Origin of the sequence: Pseudomonas sp. NFACC37-1 (genome assembly GCF_900101575.1) — a bacterium.
Lineage (GTDB): Bacteria > Pseudomonadota > Gammaproteobacteria > Pseudomonadales > Pseudomonadaceae > Aquipseudomonas > Aquipseudomonas fluorescens_AA.
The window spans coordinates 232,822-248,393 of sequence record NZ_FMUZ01000004.1 but is presented as its reverse complement, the minus strand read 5'-3'; the positions used below and the strand labels follow the sequence as shown (position 1 = coordinate 248,393).

Below are 15,572 nucleotides of genomic sequence, written 5' to 3'. Positions count from 1 at the left end.
AGCGCTCAACCACGGGGCAGGAAGACGTCGGCCAGCAGTTGATTGCGCGGCAAGCCAGCCAGATACAAACGCTTGGCAAAGGCCTCGACCCGGTCGGGATGGCCGCAGAGTAAGGCCTGGGTTTGCCGGGAAACAAGCCGCAGTTGCGCCAAGGCGGACGACGCCTCGGCCGCGGTCAGCAGCTCCACCGAGAGGCTTTCATGCTTGGCCGCCAGCGCTGCCAGGGGTTTGGCCAGATAATGCCCGGCCGTATCATGGGCCACGTGAATAAGGCGAATCGGGCCTTGGTGATGCTGGCGCAAGGCTTCGCGCAGGAGGCCGAACAACGGCGCCAGGCCCGTGCCAGCGGCGAGCAACCACAGCGGCCTGTCGTGCCAGTCGGCGTCGTAGTGCAAGGCACCGCCACGCAGTTCGCCCAGGCGGATCGGGTCGCCGGCCTTCATCTGCCGGGCCGCCCCGGTGAACTGGCCGGGCTCGCGACAATCGAGGTGGAACTCCAGGAAGCGGTCTTCTTCGGGCAGGCTCGCCAGGGAATACGGCCGGGCCACCTCGCCGGCCCACAGCACCAGGTGCTGCCCGGCCCGATACCGCAGCGGCCGCTCGGGGGTAACGCGCAGACGCAGCACCTCGCCGCCCAGCCAATCCACCGCCATCACCTGGGCGGCCTGGCCGTCGCGTTGCGGGTCGAAGGTGTGGATCCGCACATCCTCGACCACCTGGCATTGGCAGGCCAGCCGCCAACCCTGGTCGCGCTGCGTCGGGCTCAAGGCGTCGGGGCGGCTGTCGCGCACATCGCCCCCCACGCACTGCACCAGACAGGCGTGGCAGCTCCCGGCGCGGCAACTGTAGGGCACCGCCACGCCAGCGCCGTTCAAGGCATCCAGCAGGTTACTGCCCGCCGCCACCGTCCATTGCCGGCCGGCGACTGTCAGTTCAGGCATCAACATTCTCCCAGGCGGCGGCGCAACGATTGCGGCCGTCTCGCTTGGCACGGTACAGGGCCTGGTCGGCACGCTGCAACGCGTTGTCCAGGTCATCGCCCATTTCCAGCATGGTCATGCCCGCCGACAGGCTGAGGGCGCCAACCTGCAGGCCGATCAGCTCGACTTCGGTGAACGCCAGCCGCAACCGCTCGCAACAGGCCGTCAGGCGCTGGGGGTCGCAAGCGGGCAGCAGCATGACGAATTCCTCGCCGCCGTAACGGGCCAGTACATCGCCCTCGCGCAGGCACGCCGTGGCGACCGCGGCAAAGGCCTGCAGCACCTGATCGCCCGCAGCATGGCCATGCAGGTCGTTGATGCGCTTGAAATGGTCGAGGTCGATCAGGGCCAGGCCATGGGCGACGCCAGGCCTGAGGGTGTTGAGTTCGCGGGAAGCCAGGCGCAGGAAGTGCCGGCGATTGAACAGCCCGGTCAGTTCATCGGTGGCCACCAGGTCTTCGAGCTGGCGCATCATCCCGCGCAAGGTGTCCTGGTGCGCCTGCAAGGCAAACCGCCGCTGGCGCATGCGCTGGCGTGAGGTCTGGACGTAGCGGGCGTAAAACACCAGCCACACCAGCACGAGAAACAGCACGGCCACCTGCAACCCGGCCAGGGTGGGATCGGGAAGCCTGAAGAAGTAACCGTCCCAGAGGGTAATCGCGGCGAAGCTGATGAACACCAGCGACGCGCAGCGCACAAAGGCCCGGCGCGACAGGTGGAACAGCCCGAACAGCAGGATCAGCACATAAAACACCAGGAACACGCCCCGGGCCTGGTCCAGGTGCGCCATCATCCAAGTCTGCCAGCCCAAGCCGATCAACACCTGCACTTCGGTGAGGCTGGGGTCGGCGAAACGCAGGTTGCGGTCGGTGATAAACAGCGCGAACAGCCCGGCCTGGCACAGCACGACCAACACGCTGCCGATGATGACACCGCGCAACGAGTCCAAGTAATGCCCACTGAAAAATGCCAGCCACAACAAAACCAGTGCCAGCGCGTACGTCGCGGCCGCCAAAGCGAAGCGTTTCAGCAAAAGACGTTGAATGGCGTTATGGGTCAATCGTTGACTCACCATGGGAAAGGAAACTGACAGGAGGCGTCCTACGCTACAGGCCAGACGCCACTTTAGTGGCGTGTCGGGCAAATGACCATTCAATTCTGGAGCAGAAAAATGGCGTCAAAGCAATGGCCCAATTGACGCATTGTCGAGTGCTGGCAGATGCCCCCTGTGGCGAGGGGATTTATCCCCGCTGGGCTGCGAAGCAGCCCCCAAAAGACAGATGGCATTAACCTGACACACCGCAGTGGCAGCTTTCAGGTCTGCTTCGCAGCCCAGCGGGGATAAATCCCCTCGCCACAGATAAATCCCCTCCATACAGGCCGCTCGCTCCCACAGGATGCCTGCCTGCGATATACTGCCGCGCCTTTTTAGCGTCGCGCCAGCATGCCCGGCGTGCCTTGACCTGAAGGTCAGCTGCAAGCCGCAAGCTCCAAGCGACAAGTTCAGAGCAGTACGCATACTGCTTCAGCTTGCGGCTCGAAGCTTGCGGCTTGAAGCTGCCTTATAGAATGTTCCCGTCTTTAGAGAGGAGCGCGACTCATGACCGTGATCAAGCAAGATGACCTGATACAGAGCGTTGCCGACGCCCTGCAGTTCATTTCCTACTACCACCCCGTGGATTTCATCCAGGCGATGCATGAGGCCTACCTGCGCGAAGAATCGCCGGCGGCCCGTGACTCCATGGCGCAGATCCTGATCAACTCGCGCATGTGCGCCACCGGCCATCGGCCGATCTGCCAGGACACCGGCATCGTGACCGTGTTCGTGCGCGTGGGCATGGACGTGCGTTGGGATGGCGCGACCATGAGCCTGGACGACATGATCAATGAGGGCGTGCGTCGCGCCTACAACCTGCCGGAAAACGTCCTGCGCGCTTCTATCCTGGCCGACCCGGCCGGCGCACGTAAAAACACCAAGGACAACACCCCGGCGGTCATCCACTACTCCATCGTCCCGGGCAACACCGTGGAAGTGGACGTGGCGGCCAAGGGCGGTGGCTCCGAGAACAAGTCGAAGATGGCCATGCTCAACCCGTCCGACTCCATCGTCGACTGGGTGCTGAAAACCGTTCCGACCATGGGCGCCGGCTGGTGCCCACCGGGCATGCTCGGCATCGGCATCGGCGGCACCGCCGAGAAAGCCGCGGTCATGGCCAAGGAAGTCTTGATGGAGTCCATCGACATCCATGAGCTCAAGGCCCGCGGCCCGCAGAACCGTATCGAAGAGATGCGCCTGGAGCTGTTCGAGAAGGTCAACCAACTGGGCATCGGCGCCCAGGGCCTGGGTGGCCTGACCACCGTGCTCGACGTGAAGATCATGGACTACCCGACCCACGCCGCCTCCCTGCCGGTGTGCATGATCCCCAACTGCGCCGCCACCCGCCACGCCCATTTCGTGCTGGACGGCACGGGGCCGGCGTCGCTGGAAGCGCCACCGTTGGACGCCTACCCGGAAATCGTCTGGGAAGCCGGCCCGTCGGCTCGTCGCGTCAACCTCGACACCCTGACGCCAGAAGACGTGCAAAGCTGGAAGCCGGGCGAAACCGTGCTGCTCAACGGCAAGATGCTCACCGGCCGCGACGCGGCGCACAAGCGCATGGTCGAGATGCTGAACAAGGGTGAAACCTTGCCAGTGGACCTCAAGGGCCGCTTCATCTATTACGTCGGCCCGGTCGACCCGGTCGGCGATGAAGTCGTCGGCCCAGCCGGCCCGACCACCGCCACGCGGATGGACAAGTTCACCCGCCAGATCCTCGAGCAGACAGGCTTGTTGGGCATGATCGGCAAATCCGAGCGCGGCCCGACCGCTATCGAAGCGATCAAGGACAACAAGGCTGTCTACCTGATGGCCGTCGGCGGTGCCGCTTACCTGGTGGCCCAGGCGATCCGCAAATCCAAGGTCCTGGCGTTCGCCGAACTGGGCATGGAAGCGATCTACGAGTTCGAGGTCAAGGACATGCCGGTGACCGTTGCGGTCGATAGCCAAGGCGAGTCGGTGCACATCACCGGTCCTGCCATCTGGCAGAAAAAGATCAGCGACAGCCTGGCGGTCGAAGTGCAGTAACACGTCAGTGCCATGAACAAGGCCGGTGAGCGACAAGCCCACCGGCCTTTTTTTGTGCTCACAACATTTAATATCCACCACTGATCCCTGTGGGAGCGGGCTTGCTCGCGAAAGCGGTGGGTCAGCTTGCATCAATGTTGAATGTGCCGGCGTCTTCGCGGGCAAGCCCGCTCCCACAGGATCAGGTGCAGGCCTGAAGTACATGATCGCTCGAAGCAACCGCCATGCTATCGTGCCCGCCCGACTTTCCACTGGTTTACGCCAGCATGCTGCCGACCACCCGTACCTTGCGCCTGTCGTTGTACACCTTGCTGATCCTTGCCGGCGCAGCGGTTGCCGCCACCCTGGCGGTACGCCACGCCGAACGCGAGGCCTTGAAGGAAGATGCCAACCGTGCCAGCCAGCAGTTGGCACTGTACGCCAATTCGTTGCACACCCTGATCGAACGCTACCGCGCCCTGCCCGCCGTGCTGGCGCTGGATCCGGAGTTGCGCTCGGCCCTCAAGGGACCGGTCAGCGCGGCGCAGCAGGATGCGTTGAATCGCAAGCTCGAACAGATCAATGGCGCCGCCCAGTCATCCACACTGGAACTGCTCGACCACAGCGGCCTGGCCGTCGCGGCCAGCAACTGGCGCCTGCCCAGCAGCTATGTCGGGCACAACTATGGCTTTCGCCCTTATTTCATCCAGACCCGCACCCAGGGCACCGGACGGTTTTATGCGGTGGGCGTGACCAGCGGCATCCCGGGATACTTCCTCTCCAGCGCCGTGACCGGCGACAACGGCGAGTTCCTCGGCGCGATGGTGGTGAAGCTGGAGTTTCCGGAGCTGGAGCGCGAATGGCGCCAGGGCAGCGACACCCTGCTGGTCAGCGATGCCCGGGGCATCATCTTCATCGCCAATCGCCCGGGCTGGCGTTATCGCCACTTGCAGCCGCTGACCGACAACGACCGCGCCGAACTCAAGGCCACCCGCCAATACGACAAACAACCGTTGCAAGCCCTGGCCCATGAACCGCTGCGACGCTTCGACGACAACAGCCACCTGGCCCGGGTCGAGGCCCCCGATGGCTCGGCGGATTACCTGTGGGAATCCTTGCCGTTGAGCGCCGAAGGCTGGACCCTGCACTTGCTGCGCCGTCCGCAGATCGCCTTCGAGGACCTGCGCAACGCCGGGCTCGCCGCCGCCGGGTTGTGGCTGGCGCTGGTGTTCCTGTTGCTGTTTCTCAACCAGCGCTGGCGCCTGGCAAGGTTGCGCCAGCGCAGCCGCGAAGAACTGGAGCGGCTGGTTGAAGAGCGGACCCGAGACCTGCGCACCGCCCAGGACGGGCTAGTGCAATCGGCCAAGCTGGCGGCGCTGGGGCAGATGTCGGCGGCCCTGGCCCATGAAATCAACCAGCCCTTGACCGCCCAGCGCATGCAATTGGCAACCCTGCGCTTGCTGCTGGATCACGGTCGGGTCGATGACGCCTACAAGGCCCTCAAGCCGGTGGACGACATGCTGACCCGCATGGCCGCCCTCACCGGCCACTTGAAGACGTTTGCCCGCAAAAGCCCCAGTGGACTGCGTGAACGCCTGGATCTGGCGGCGGTGGTGGACCAGGCGCTGCAACTGCTGGACACACGCCTGCGGGACGAGCAGGTCAACACCGTGTTGCACTTGACCCGTCCAGCGTGGGTGCGCGGCGACGCGATCCGCCTCGAACAAGTGTTGATCAACCTGCTGCGCAACGCGCTCGACGCCATGGCCGGCCAAGCCCTCAAGCGCTTGGAGGTACGCCTGGAAGCCGATGACCAACTGTGGCGCCTGACCGTCAGCGACAGCGGCACCGGCATCGCCGAGGAACACCTGGCCCAGGTGTTCGATCCGTTCTTCACCACCAAGGCCGTGGGCGATGGCCTGGGCCTGGGGCTGGCGGTTTCGTTTGCAATCATCCATGAGTCCGGCGGGCGCCTGAGCGCGGACAACCACGAGAACGGCGCGGTATTCTGCGTGACCTTGCCCATCGATCAGGAGGCACAACTGCATGCTTGATTCAGTCATGGTCGTGGATGACGAAGGCAGCATCCGCAGTGCCGTGGAGCAATGGTTGAGCCTGTCGGGGTTCCAGGTGCAGCTGTTCAGTCGCGCCGACGAATGCCTGGCCCGGTTGCCGGAGCATTTCCCCGGGGTGATCCTCAGCGACGTGCGCATGCCCGGCCTCAGCGGCCTGGAGCTACTGGCCGAAGTACGCCGCCGCGACCCGGACCTGCCGGTGATTCTGTTGACCGGCCACGGTGACGTGCCCATGGCCGTGGAGGCCATGCGCGACGGTGCCTACGACTTCCTGGAAAAACCCTTCAGCCCCGAAGCCCTGCTGGGCAGCCTGCGCCGGGCCCTGGACAAGCGCACCCTGGTCCTGGAAAACCGCCGCCTGCATGAACAGGCCGACGCCCGCGCTCGCCTCGATGGCACGCTGCTTGGGGTTTCCCGTGCCCTGCAAAACCTGCGGCGCCAAGTGCTGGACCTGGCGGCACTGCCGGTCAACGTATTGATCCGCGGCGAAACCGGCAGCGGCAAGGAATTGGTCGCCCGCTGCCTGCACGATTTCGGCCCGAGGGCGAGCAAGCCCTTCGTCGCGTTGAACTGCGCAGCCATTCCCGAACCGCTGTTCGAGGCGGAGCTGTTCGGCCACGAAAGCGGCGCCTTCACCGGCGCCCAGGGCAAGCGCATCGGCAAGCTCGAATACGCCGACGGCGGCACGCTGTTTCTCGATGAAATCGAAAGCATGCCCCTGGCCCAGCAGGTCAAGTTGCTGCGGGTGTTGCAGGAACAGAAGCTCGAACGCCTGGGTTCCAACCAGAGCATCCACGTGGACCTGCGCATCATCGCCGCCACCAAGCCCGACCTGTTGGACGAAGCCCGGGCCGGGCGTTTTCGCGAAGACCTGGCCTATCGCTTGAACATCGCCGAGCTGCGCCTGCCGCCGCTGCGAGAACGGCGCGAGGACATTCCCCTGCTGTTCGAACACTTCACCCACAATGCCGCCGAACGCCTGGGCCGCCCCGCCGCGCCCCTGAGCGGACCGCAGTTGAGCCATCTGCTCAGCCACGACTGGCCGGGCAATGTGCGGGAACTGGCCAACGTCGCCGAACGCCAGGTGTTGGGGCTGGATCAACTGCCCACCCTGGAGACGGAGCCGGGCCAGTCCCTCGCGGCCCAGCAGGAAGCCTTCGAAGCCCAATGCCTGCGCGCCGCCCTGGCGCGACACAAAGGTGATGTGAAAGCCGTGCTCGAAGAACTGCAACTGCCACGCCGCACCTTCAATGAAAAGATGCAGCGGCACGGGTTGAGCCGGGAGATGTTTTTGTAGGTTTCTGTGGCGCCTGCACTGGTGCCATCGCGAGCAAGCTCGCTCCCACATTTTGTCCTGTGTCCACATCACCCTGTGGGAGCGAGCTTGCTCGCGATGAGGCCGGAGCAAACACCCACGGATAAGCGGATTTCCGCTCATCCGCAAACGAAAACAAGCGGATTTCCGCTCACTCAACACCGCAAACCCCTCTAGACCGGCCCTCCAGCCGCTGGCACAGCTCCTGCTATAGCCCTGTCAGGCTGCGTTCCCGCACGCTCCACAAAAACAATTAAATGAAGGATCCTTCAATGGACAACTCCAACGCCCTGCCCATTGGGTCGGCTGCCGTGCCCGCCCGTGAAAGAACCACCGCCAGCCGGATCAAATCGATCTTCAGCGGCTCGGTCGGCAACATGGTCGAGTGGTATGACTGGTACGTCTACGCCGCGTTCTCGTTGTACTTCGCCAAAGTCTTCTTCCCCAAAGGCGACACCACCGCCCAATTGCTCAACACCGCCGCGATCTTCGCCGTGGGCTTCCTGATGCGCCCGATCGGCGGCTGGTTGATGGGCCTGTACGCTGACCGCGCCGGGCGCAAACGTGCGTTGATGGCCTCGGTGTACCTGATGTGCTTCGGCTCGCTGATCATCGCCTTGAGCCCGAGCTACGAAACCATCGGCGTCGGCGCGCCGATCCTGCTGGTGTTTGCCCGCCTGCTCCAAGGCCTGTCGGTGGGCGGCGAGTACGGCACCTCGGCAACCTACCTGAGCGAGATGGCGACCAAGGAACGTCGGGGCTTCTTCTCCAGCTTCCAGTACGTGACCCTGATTTCCGGCCAGCTCATCGCCTTGGGTGTATTGATCGTGCTGCAACAGTTCCTCACCACCGAACAGCTGTACGCCTGGGGCTGGCGCATCCCGTTCGCCATCGGCGCACTGTGTGCGGTCGTGGCGCTGTACCTGCGGCGCGGCATGGAAGAAACCGAGTCGTTCACCAAGAAAGAGAAGTCCAAGGAAAGCGCGATGCGCACCTTGCTGCGCCACCCCAAGGAACTGATGACCGTGGTCGGCCTGACCATGGGCGGTACCCTGGCGTTCTACACCTACACCACCTATATGCAGAAATACCTGGTGAACACCGTCGGCATGAGCATCTCCGACTCCACCACCATTTCCGCCGCCACGCTGTTCCTGTTCATGTGCCTGCAACCGGTGATCGGCGGGCTGTCGGACAAGATCGGTCGCCGGCCGATCCTGATCGCCTTCGGTATCCTCGGCACCCTGTTCACCGTGCCGATTCTCACCACCCTGCACACCATCCAGACCTGGTGGGGCGCGTTCTTCCTGATCATGGCAGCGCTGATCATCGTCAGCGGCTACACCTCGATCAACGCCGTGGTGAAGGCCGAGCTGTTTCCCACCGAAATCCGCGCCCTGGGCGTCGGCCTGCCCTACGCACTGACCGTGTCGATCTTCGGCGGCACCGCTGAATACATTGCCCTGTGGTTCAAGAGCATCGGCATGGAAACCGGCTACTACTGGTACGTGACGGCCTGCATCGCCGTGTCGCTGCTGGTGTACATCACCATGAAAGACACCCGCAAGCATTCGCGGATCGTGACCGACTGATCTTCAAGTCGCATGTCTGGTCCTGGCTAAGGTTTACACCTGTTTCAGGGCTGGATCAAAAAAGGGGCGAACCTGACGGGGTCGCCCCTTTTTTTGTTCCATGTCTAAAGATTTATCCGACATTAATCTCTGGTTAATGCCTGACCTCCATCCTCATCCTCAACAGAACGCCGTTCGATACGCCGGTAATGGGCCTCATTGACCGTTCTGCGGCAACCCCCAATCAATCGATTTAATCGATTGTTTTTAGCATTTATTTGCGCTTTTTAATCTAATTAGCAAGCGTAATATGAACTCCACACCCAAGGCGCCTGACGCCAAACATTCTGGAGCACGACCATGAAAACCAAACTGATCATCGCCCTGACCCTGTCCGTACTGGCCGCCAATACTTTTGCTGCCGATGGTTTCGACCGCACCAGCTCGGCCATCGCCGCTGATGGCTACGACCGCACTGGCGCTGCCACCCTTGCTGCTGACGGCTTCGACCGCACTAACGGCGCTACCGTCGCAGAAGATGGTTTCGACCGCACTAACGGCGCCACCGTCGCAGAAGATGGCTTCGACCGCACTAACGGCGCCACCGTCGCAGAAGATGGTTTCGACCGCACTAACGGCGCCACCGTCGCAGAAGACGGTTTCGACCGCACTAACGGCGCCACCGTCGCAGAAGATGGTTTTGACCGCACTAACGGCGCCACCGTCGCAGAAGATGGTTTCGACCGCACTAACGCTGCCGCCATCAGCTAATTGCGACGGAGCCCCTCTCACAGCCCGGCTTCGGCCGGGCTTAGTTGTTTTTGGGATACGCAGAAGAACAGCGGACGCAGGTTTTACGAAAGCGGTGACCAGCTTGCAGCAATATTGAATGTTCCGGCGCCATCGCGAGCAAGCCCACTCCCACAAGGTTCTCGGTGCTGACAAAAACAGCTGCCCCCTGCACTATCGTCGAACTCTTCAAAATCCCCCCAGGATCTGCACCCAATGCCCGATGACATCCATTTCTACGAACCCGCCAACGGTCACGGCCTGCCACACGATCCATTCAACGCCATCGTCGGCCCACGGCCCATCGGCTGGATTTCGTCCCAGGATGGCGAAGGCCGCCTGAACCTGGCGCCCTACAGTTTCTTCAACGCCTTCAATTACATTCCACCGATCATTGGGTTCTCCAGCGTCGGGCGCAAAGACAGCCTGAACAACATCGAACAGACCGGTGAATTCGCCTGGAACCTGGCCACCCGCCCGCTCGCCGAGCAGATGAACCAGAGCTGCGCGATGGTCGGCCCAGAGGTCAATGAGTTCGAACTGGCGGGCCTGACGGCCGCCCCGTCACGGGTGATCCAGGTGCCGCGCGTCGCCGAAAGCCCGGTGTCCTTCGAATGCAAGGTCACGCAGATCATTCAATTGCAGCGAGCAGACAAAGGGCGGGTGCCGAGCTGGCTGATCCTCGGCGAAGTGGTCGCCGTGCATATCGCCCAGTGGCTGTTGAAAGATGGGGTGTACGACACCGCCGCCGCCGAGCCGATCTTGCGCGGGGGTGGGCCGGCGGATTATTTCCAGCTGGGGCCTGAGGCGTTGTTCAAGATGCATCGCCCCAAATAGAAGTTTGCCCATCACACTCTGTGGCGAGGGGATTTATCCCCGCTGGGCTGCGCAGCAGCCCCCAATACCTTCCTGACACTGAGTTGCCTGGACTGGTTTTAGGGCCGCTTCGCGCCCCAGCGGGGATAAATCCCCTCGCCACAGGTGTAGGTCATCCCAACAGGTGACACGGGTTTACCAGACCAACCCGCCCTCGTCGTCGACACCCTGAAGATGGGTGAGCTGCACGGCAGCGGCTTCATCGGCTTCGGTCGCGGTCTTGAAGCTCTGGTCTTCAAGCACCTTGTTGAAACGCGGCGCACCTGAGCCGCCGATGGCCTTGGTGGCAATGGCGGCGAGGTAACCGCCACCCTCCTTGGGAACAACGGCGGAAACCGCTTCAAAGGTTTCAAAGGCTTTACGTGCCATCTCTTGTGCATCCTGGCGGTGGAAAATGACGGTCATTAAACCTTCAACCGGCCAGTTTGTGTACCTGCGCCCGGCACCCTTCGGTCGCCTGGGCGGCGGAGACTTCCCTGAAGGTGTGGAAATCCAGGCTGCTCACCACCAAGTCCTGCACCAGCTCGGCGAAAATCGCCATGGCCGGTGAGTTGAAGTAGGCGTCCATCGACGGCTGATTGATCCAGAGCCCGGACACCAGCCACAAATCAGCGTCGCATTGCGATTGCTGCAAGGCGAAGTGCAGGCAACCAGGCGCCTGGCGCGAGGGCGCGATCAGCGTACTCAGGCGTGCACCCAGTTGCTTGGAGCAACCACTGCGGGCCCGGACAAAAGCCATGTGGCTGACGGGGATCTGTGTAGTCATGCTCAACCCTCCCAGGTAATCCGTTGTGCAGCCGGGGACAGGCTGCGACAGGATCAAAGGTTAAGCGTCACGACGCCAGCTTCGTTAGTCGATTCCTGCCGACCCATTGCACAATCCTGCGCATCGGACGCACAAAATCCGCCGTCGAACCGGTTGCCAGCCGCCAAGTTGAAACAAAAGGTTTCAAGCAAGTTTCGCCAGCGCCGCCCTGTCATAGCCCATTGCGCCGTGCAGGATCAGGCAAGCTTTCAACAGGATGTTGCTACCGCTGCGCCTTGCACAAACATAAGCTTCGTTCATCGCTCCCTATCGCCTGAGGATCCCGGCATGTCGCCACTCGATCACGCCCACGTCCCGCTGGACACGTACCTGGAACAACAGCGCGCCGAACTGGCGTCGATCATCGACCGCAACACCAGCGAAGACGGCAGCTACGCCACAGCCATCGGCTCACTGAACCTGTCGCGCCACAGCAAGCCCCAGACATTCGCCCCGGTTCTGGCGCAACCGGCACTGTGCATCATGGCCCAGGGCAGCAAACAGGTGCGCCTGGCCGACGAATTGTTCGACTACGATCCGTTGCATTACCTGGTGGTCTCGGTGTCGATGCCGTTGAGCGGTTGCATGGCCAACGCTACGGCCGAACAGCCGATCCTGGCCCTGCGCCTGGACATCGACCCGGCGGAAATCACTGCGTTGATCGCCGATGCCGGCCCCTTGGGCGTGCCGACGCGCCCCGCCGGGCGCGGGCTGTATGTCGAACGCCTGGACACGCCGATGCTCGACGCGGTGCTGCGCCTGGCACGGCTGCTGGACACGCCGAAAGACATCGCCATGCTCGCGCCCCTGGTGCGTCGGGAAATCCTCTATCGCCTGCTGCGCAGTCCACAGGGCTATCGGCTCTATGAAATCGCCATCGCCAACAGTCAGAGCCATCGCATCAGCCAGGCGATCAAATGGCTCAACGGCCATTTCGAACAGCCGCTGCGCATCGATGACCTGGCCCGGGAAGTGAACCTCAGCGTCTCGACCCTGCATCACCGCTTCAAGGCCATGACGGCCATGAGCCCACTGCAATACCAGAAGCAACTGCGCTTGCAGGAAGCCCGCCGGCTGATGCTGGCCGAAGGGCTGGAAGCTTCGGCGGCGGGGTATCGGGTGGGGTATGAAAGCCCTTCGCAGTTCAGCCGCGAGTACAGCCGGTTGTTCGGCGCGCCGCCATTGCGAGATCTGGCGCGGTTGCGGATGACCGTTTGACCTGGGTTTTGCGTTGACTGGGGGGGGCCTCATCGCGAGCAAGCTCGCTCCCACAGGGATCTTCAGTGAACACAGGTTCTCTGTTCACTACAGACTCAGTGTGGGAGCGAGCTTGCTCGCGATGAGGCCAGTCAAAACACCTCAACACTTCGATGCCCAGACACCCTGGTCAATTTCAATCAATGTCGGTCCCTGCCGCTCACGGGCCGCCAGCAACGCCGCACGCAGCGCCGGCACATCGTCGATGGCTTGGGCAAAGCAGCCCAAGGCCTTGGCGACCCCGATGAAATCCGGGGTGTAGATGTCCACCCCCACCGGTTCGATGGCGCGGTTGAGCATGTATTTCTTGATCTCTTCGTAGCCCTGGTTATTCCACAGCAGCACGATCACCGGTGCGCGCGCTTCCACGGCGCTGGCCAGTTCCGGCAGGGTGAACTGCAACCCGCCGTCACCGATCAGGCACACCACCGCGGGGCGACCGTGGCCCAGGTCCGTGCCGCCGAGCCAGGCGCCGATGGCCGCCGGCAACGCGTAGCCAAGGGTGCCGTAGCCGGTGGAGGAATTGAACCAGCGACGCGGCTGCTCCGGGTTGAAGGTCAGGTTGCCGGTGTACACCGGTTGCGTGGAATCGCCGACGAACACGGCCTCCGGTAGTGTCTGCAAGACCGTCTCGAGAAACACGGTCTGGGCGCGGGTCGCGGCGTCCCAACTGCCTTGAAGCTCCGCCCGCAACCGGGCGGCACGGGCCGGCCCCCAATCGGCCTGACGTTCGGCCAAGGGTTGCCGGTCCAATTCGTCGAGCAACGCCCGGGTGGCGACACCGGCGTCGGCCACCAGCGCCAAGTGCGGCGGGTAGTTGCGCACGGTCTGGTCCGGGTCGATGTCGATGCGCAGCAGCGCACCGGGAATCTCGAAGCCGCCGGCAAAGGTAATGTCGTAATCGGTTTCGGCCAGTTCGGTACCGATGGCCAGCACCACGTCCGCCTCGGCCACCAACGCACGGGTGGCCACCAGGCTCTGGGTGGAGCCGATCAGCAACGGATGGCGCGCAGGCAGCAGGCCTTTGGCATTGATGGTCAACGCCACCGGCGCGCCGAGACGTTCGGCCAGCTCGGTCAATTCAGGCGCTGCGTCAATGGCCCCGCCACCGGCCAGGATCAGAGGCCGTCGAGCCGTCGCCAGCAGGTCGGCCATTTGTTTTACCGCACCCGGTGCGGCACCGGCGCGGCTGATGTTCACCGGCACGCTGGCAAGCAAGGCATCGGCGTCTTCGACCAAAACGTCCAGCGGGATTTCAATGTGCACCGGCCGCGGGCGCCCGGCCTGGAACACCGCGAACGCCCGGGCCAGCACGCCGGGCAATTCGGCGGCGGACATCAGCGTATGGGAAAACGCCGCGACACCGCCCACCAACGCAGACTGGTTCGGCAGTTCATGCAGCTTGCCACGACCGCCGCCCAACTGGCTGCGCGACTGCACGCTGGAGATCACCAGCATCGGGATCGAATCGGCGTAGGCCTGGCCCATGGCGGTGGTGATGTTGGTCATGCCGGGACCGGTGATGATGAAACACACGCCGGGCTTGCCGCTGACCCGGGCGTAACCGTCGGCCATGAAACCTGCGCCCTGTTCATGACGCGGCGTCACATGGCGGATACTGGAACGGGCCAGCCCGCGGTACAACTCGACGGTGTGCACGCCGGGGATACCGAACACCTGCTCCACGCCATAACCTTCGAGTAACTTGACCAATACTTCGCCGCACGTCGCCATTGCCATTGCCTTTTTCTGGTCGGGTAAAAGGCCGCGCAGCGCATGGAGCGGGCCCCTTTTGTCTTGGAGATGGCGTTATTGGAACGGTCGGGGCATGGCGACAACAATGGATAAAAAGTCATACTAGCCATGTCCTCACGTCATGGCTTGGATCGAAATGAAACGACTCCCCCCGTTGCCGGCGCTGCACACATTTCTGATCACGGCCCAATGCTGCAACTTCACCCGGGCCGCCGAACAACTGCACATCACCCAGGGCGCGGTGAGCCGACAGATCGCCGGACTGGAAGATCACTTGGGTTATGCGTTGTTCCAGCGCCAGGCCCGCGGCCTGAGCCTGACCGCCGAGGGCCTGGCGTGGCTGCCAAGGGTGCAGCAGGTGTTCAGCCTGATCGGCGAAACGGTCGAGCAGATCGGCGAAAAACGCCAGACCCTGCAGCTCAAGGCCCCGACCTGTGTGATGCGCTGGTTGCTGCCGCGCCTGTTGCAATGGCAAAAGGAACGACCGGACGTGCCGGTGGAACTGACCACCACGGTCAGGCACGGCGTGGATTTCCAGCGCGAAGCCTTCGACGCCGCGGTGGTCTATGGCCCACCACCGGGTGCCTCGCTGGCGTGCCTGCATCTGTTCGATGAACAGCTGACGCCTGTCTGCTCCCGCCTGATCCTGGAAGGACCGGTGCCGCTGCATGAACCCGCCGACCTGCAGCACCACTTGCTGTTGCACCCGGCCCTTGACGAGCGTGACTGGAATGCCTGGCTGGCGGCGGCCGATGTGCACTTGAACCACGTCCGCAAGGGCCAGCATTTCGAAACCCTGGACCTGGCGATGTCCATGGCCTCCCAGGGCACCGGCGTAGCGATTGGCGACTGGTCGCTGATCGGCGACGACCTGAGCGCCGGCCGGCTGGTGATGCCGTTCGAGCTGAAGGTCAAGACCGGGCTGGGCTATCACCTGGTACACCCGCGCAAGCCCCAGGCTTCGGGGCCATTGCTGGAGTTGATGGACTGGTTGGTGGCGCAGGCGCAGGTGCGGTAGAAGCCATGTGCTAAACCCTTGCCACAAA

Annotated in this window: 13 protein-coding genes; 8 read left to right on the top strand and 5 right to left on the bottom strand. The window is 63.2% G+C overall.

Annotated elements, in window-relative coordinates; translation table 11 throughout:
- Positions 1-5: 5 nt before the first annotated feature.
- Together BLP82_RS07355 and BLP82_RS07350 are read right to left on the bottom strand one after the other, a co-directional pair.
- Entirely contained in the window at positions 6-941 is a 936-nt protein-coding gene (locus tag BLP82_RS07355) for an iron-sulfur-binding ferredoxin reductase (protein ID WP_092166358.1), read from the bottom strand.
- Positions 934-2,040 carry a GGDEF domain-containing protein gene (locus BLP82_RS07350; RefSeq protein WP_092166479.1) on the bottom strand — a complete coding sequence of 369 codons (1,107 nt, stop codon included), beginning with the start codon at positions 2,038-2,040 and terminating at the stop codon, positions 934-936. The genes BLP82_RS07355 and BLP82_RS07350 overlap by 8 nt, the downstream gene beginning before the upstream one ends.
- 540 nt (positions 2,041-2,580) lie before the next feature.
- On the opposite strand from BLP82_RS07350, the gene BLP82_RS07345 reads away from it, so the two are divergent.
- From BLP82_RS07345 to BLP82_RS07320, 6 genes are all read left to right on the top strand, one after another.
- Complete coding sequence (locus BLP82_RS07345; protein ID WP_060740866.1) at positions 2,581-4,104, top strand: fumarate hydratase; 1,524 nt, start codon at positions 2,581-2,583, stop codon at positions 4,102-4,104.
- A 266-nt stretch (positions 4,105-4,370) separates the two neighbouring features.
- On the top strand, positions 4,371-6,137 hold the full coding sequence (locus BLP82_RS07340; protein WP_092166478.1) for a sensor histidine kinase: 1,767 nt from the start codon (positions 4,371-4,373) through the stop codon (positions 6,135-6,137).
- A complete protein-coding gene (locus BLP82_RS07335) occupies positions 6,130-7,455 on the top strand; it encodes a sigma-54-dependent transcriptional regulator (RefSeq protein ID WP_092166356.1) in 1,326 nt (441 codons plus the stop codon). The genes BLP82_RS07340 and BLP82_RS07335 overlap by 8 nt, the downstream gene beginning before the upstream one ends.
- Positions 7,456-7,745: 290 nt before the next feature.
- The gene (locus BLP82_RS07330; protein ID WP_060740863.1) at positions 7,746-9,065 is read left to right on the top strand and encodes an MFS transporter; all 1,320 of its coding nucleotides are present in this window, start codon (positions 7,746-7,748) and stop codon (positions 9,063-9,065) included.
- A 339-nt stretch (positions 9,066-9,404) separates the two neighbouring features.
- Positions 9,405-9,815, top strand: coding sequence for a heme utilization protein (locus BLP82_RS07325; RefSeq protein ID WP_092166354.1), 411 nt, complete (start codon positions 9,405-9,407; stop codon positions 9,813-9,815).
- 234 nt (positions 9,816-10,049) lie between these two features.
- Positions 10,050-10,670 (top strand): flavin reductase family protein, encoded by a 621-nt coding sequence (locus BLP82_RS07320; RefSeq protein ID WP_092166352.1) that lies wholly within the window; start codon positions 10,050-10,052, stop codon positions 10,668-10,670.
- Between the two features lie 174 nt (positions 10,671-10,844).
- Here BLP82_RS07320 and BLP82_RS07315 read toward each other — a convergent pair whose 3' ends face one another.
- Together BLP82_RS07315 and BLP82_RS07310 are read right to left on the bottom strand one after the other, a co-directional pair.
- Complete coding sequence (locus tag BLP82_RS07315) at positions 10,845-11,078, bottom strand: hypothetical protein (RefSeq protein ID WP_092166477.1); 234 nt, start codon at positions 11,076-11,078, stop codon at positions 10,845-10,847.
- Positions 11,079-11,121: 43 nt separating this feature from the next.
- Positions 11,122-11,475: a putative quinol monooxygenase gene (locus BLP82_RS07310; protein WP_092166351.1), complete on the bottom strand. Its 354-nt coding sequence runs from the start codon at positions 11,473-11,475 to the stop codon at positions 11,122-11,124.
- A 327-nt stretch (positions 11,476-11,802) separates the two neighbouring features.
- Between BLP82_RS07310 and BLP82_RS07305 the strand changes: the two genes are divergently transcribed.
- Entirely contained in the window at positions 11,803-12,732 is a 930-nt protein-coding gene (locus BLP82_RS07305) for an AraC family transcriptional regulator (RefSeq protein ID WP_092166350.1), read from the top strand.
- 141 nt (positions 12,733-12,873) lie between these two features.
- Here BLP82_RS07305 and BLP82_RS07300 read toward each other — a convergent pair whose 3' ends face one another.
- Positions 12,874-14,505 carry a 5-guanidino-2-oxopentanoate decarboxylase gene (locus BLP82_RS07300; protein WP_092166349.1) on the bottom strand — a complete coding sequence of 544 codons (1,632 nt, stop codon included), beginning with the start codon at positions 14,503-14,505 and terminating at the stop codon, positions 12,874-12,876.
- A gap of 157 nt (positions 14,506-14,662) precedes the next feature.
- On the opposite strand from BLP82_RS07300, the gene BLP82_RS07295 reads away from it, so the two are divergent.
- Entirely contained in the window at positions 14,663-15,544 is an 882-nt protein-coding gene (locus tag BLP82_RS07295) for a LysR substrate-binding domain-containing protein (RefSeq protein WP_092166476.1), read from the top strand.
- Positions 15,545-15,572 lie beyond the last annotated feature (28 nt).

What these genes read in the sequence shown, in the direction of transcription:
- BLP82_RS07330 (WP_060740863.1), top strand. Translation starts at nt 7,746, where the DNA reads ATGGACAACTCCAACGCCCTGCCCATTGGGTCGGCTGCCGTGCCCGCC.
- BLP82_RS07310 (WP_092166351.1), bottom strand. Translation starts at nt 11,475, where the DNA reads ATGACTACACAGATCCCCGTCAGCCACATGGCTTTTGTCCGGGCCCGC.
- BLP82_RS07345 (WP_060740866.1), top strand. Translation starts at nt 2,581, where the DNA reads ATGACCGTGATCAAGCAAGATGACCTGATACAGAGCGTTGCCGACGCC.
- BLP82_RS07295 (WP_092166476.1), top strand. Translation starts at nt 14,663, where the DNA reads ATGAAACGACTCCCCCCGTTGCCGGCGCTGCACACATTTCTGATCACG.
- BLP82_RS07315 (WP_092166477.1), bottom strand. Translation starts at nt 11,078, where the DNA reads ATGGCACGTAAAGCCTTTGAAACCTTTGAAGCGGTTTCCGCCGTTGTT.
- BLP82_RS07340 (WP_092166478.1), top strand. Translation starts at nt 4,371, where the DNA reads ATGCTGCCGACCACCCGTACCTTGCGCCTGTCGTTGTACACCTTGCTG.
- BLP82_RS07325 (WP_092166354.1), top strand. Translation starts at nt 9,405, where the DNA reads ATGAAAACCAAACTGATCATCGCCCTGACCCTGTCCGTACTGGCCGCC.
- BLP82_RS07355 (WP_092166358.1), bottom strand. Translation starts at nt 941, where the DNA reads ATGCCTGAACTGACAGTCGCCGGCCGGCAATGGACGGTGGCGGCGGGC.
- BLP82_RS07300 (WP_092166349.1), bottom strand. Translation starts at nt 14,505, where the DNA reads ATGGCGACGTGCGGCGAAGTATTGGTCAAGTTACTCGAAGGTTATGGC.
- BLP82_RS07335 (WP_092166356.1), top strand. Translation starts at nt 6,130, where the DNA reads ATGCTTGATTCAGTCATGGTCGTGGATGACGAAGGCAGCATCCGCAGT.
- BLP82_RS07305 (WP_092166350.1), top strand. Translation starts at nt 11,803, where the DNA reads ATGTCGCCACTCGATCACGCCCACGTCCCGCTGGACACGTACCTGGAA.
- BLP82_RS07320 (WP_092166352.1), top strand. Translation starts at nt 10,050, where the DNA reads ATGCCCGATGACATCCATTTCTACGAACCCGCCAACGGTCACGGCCTG.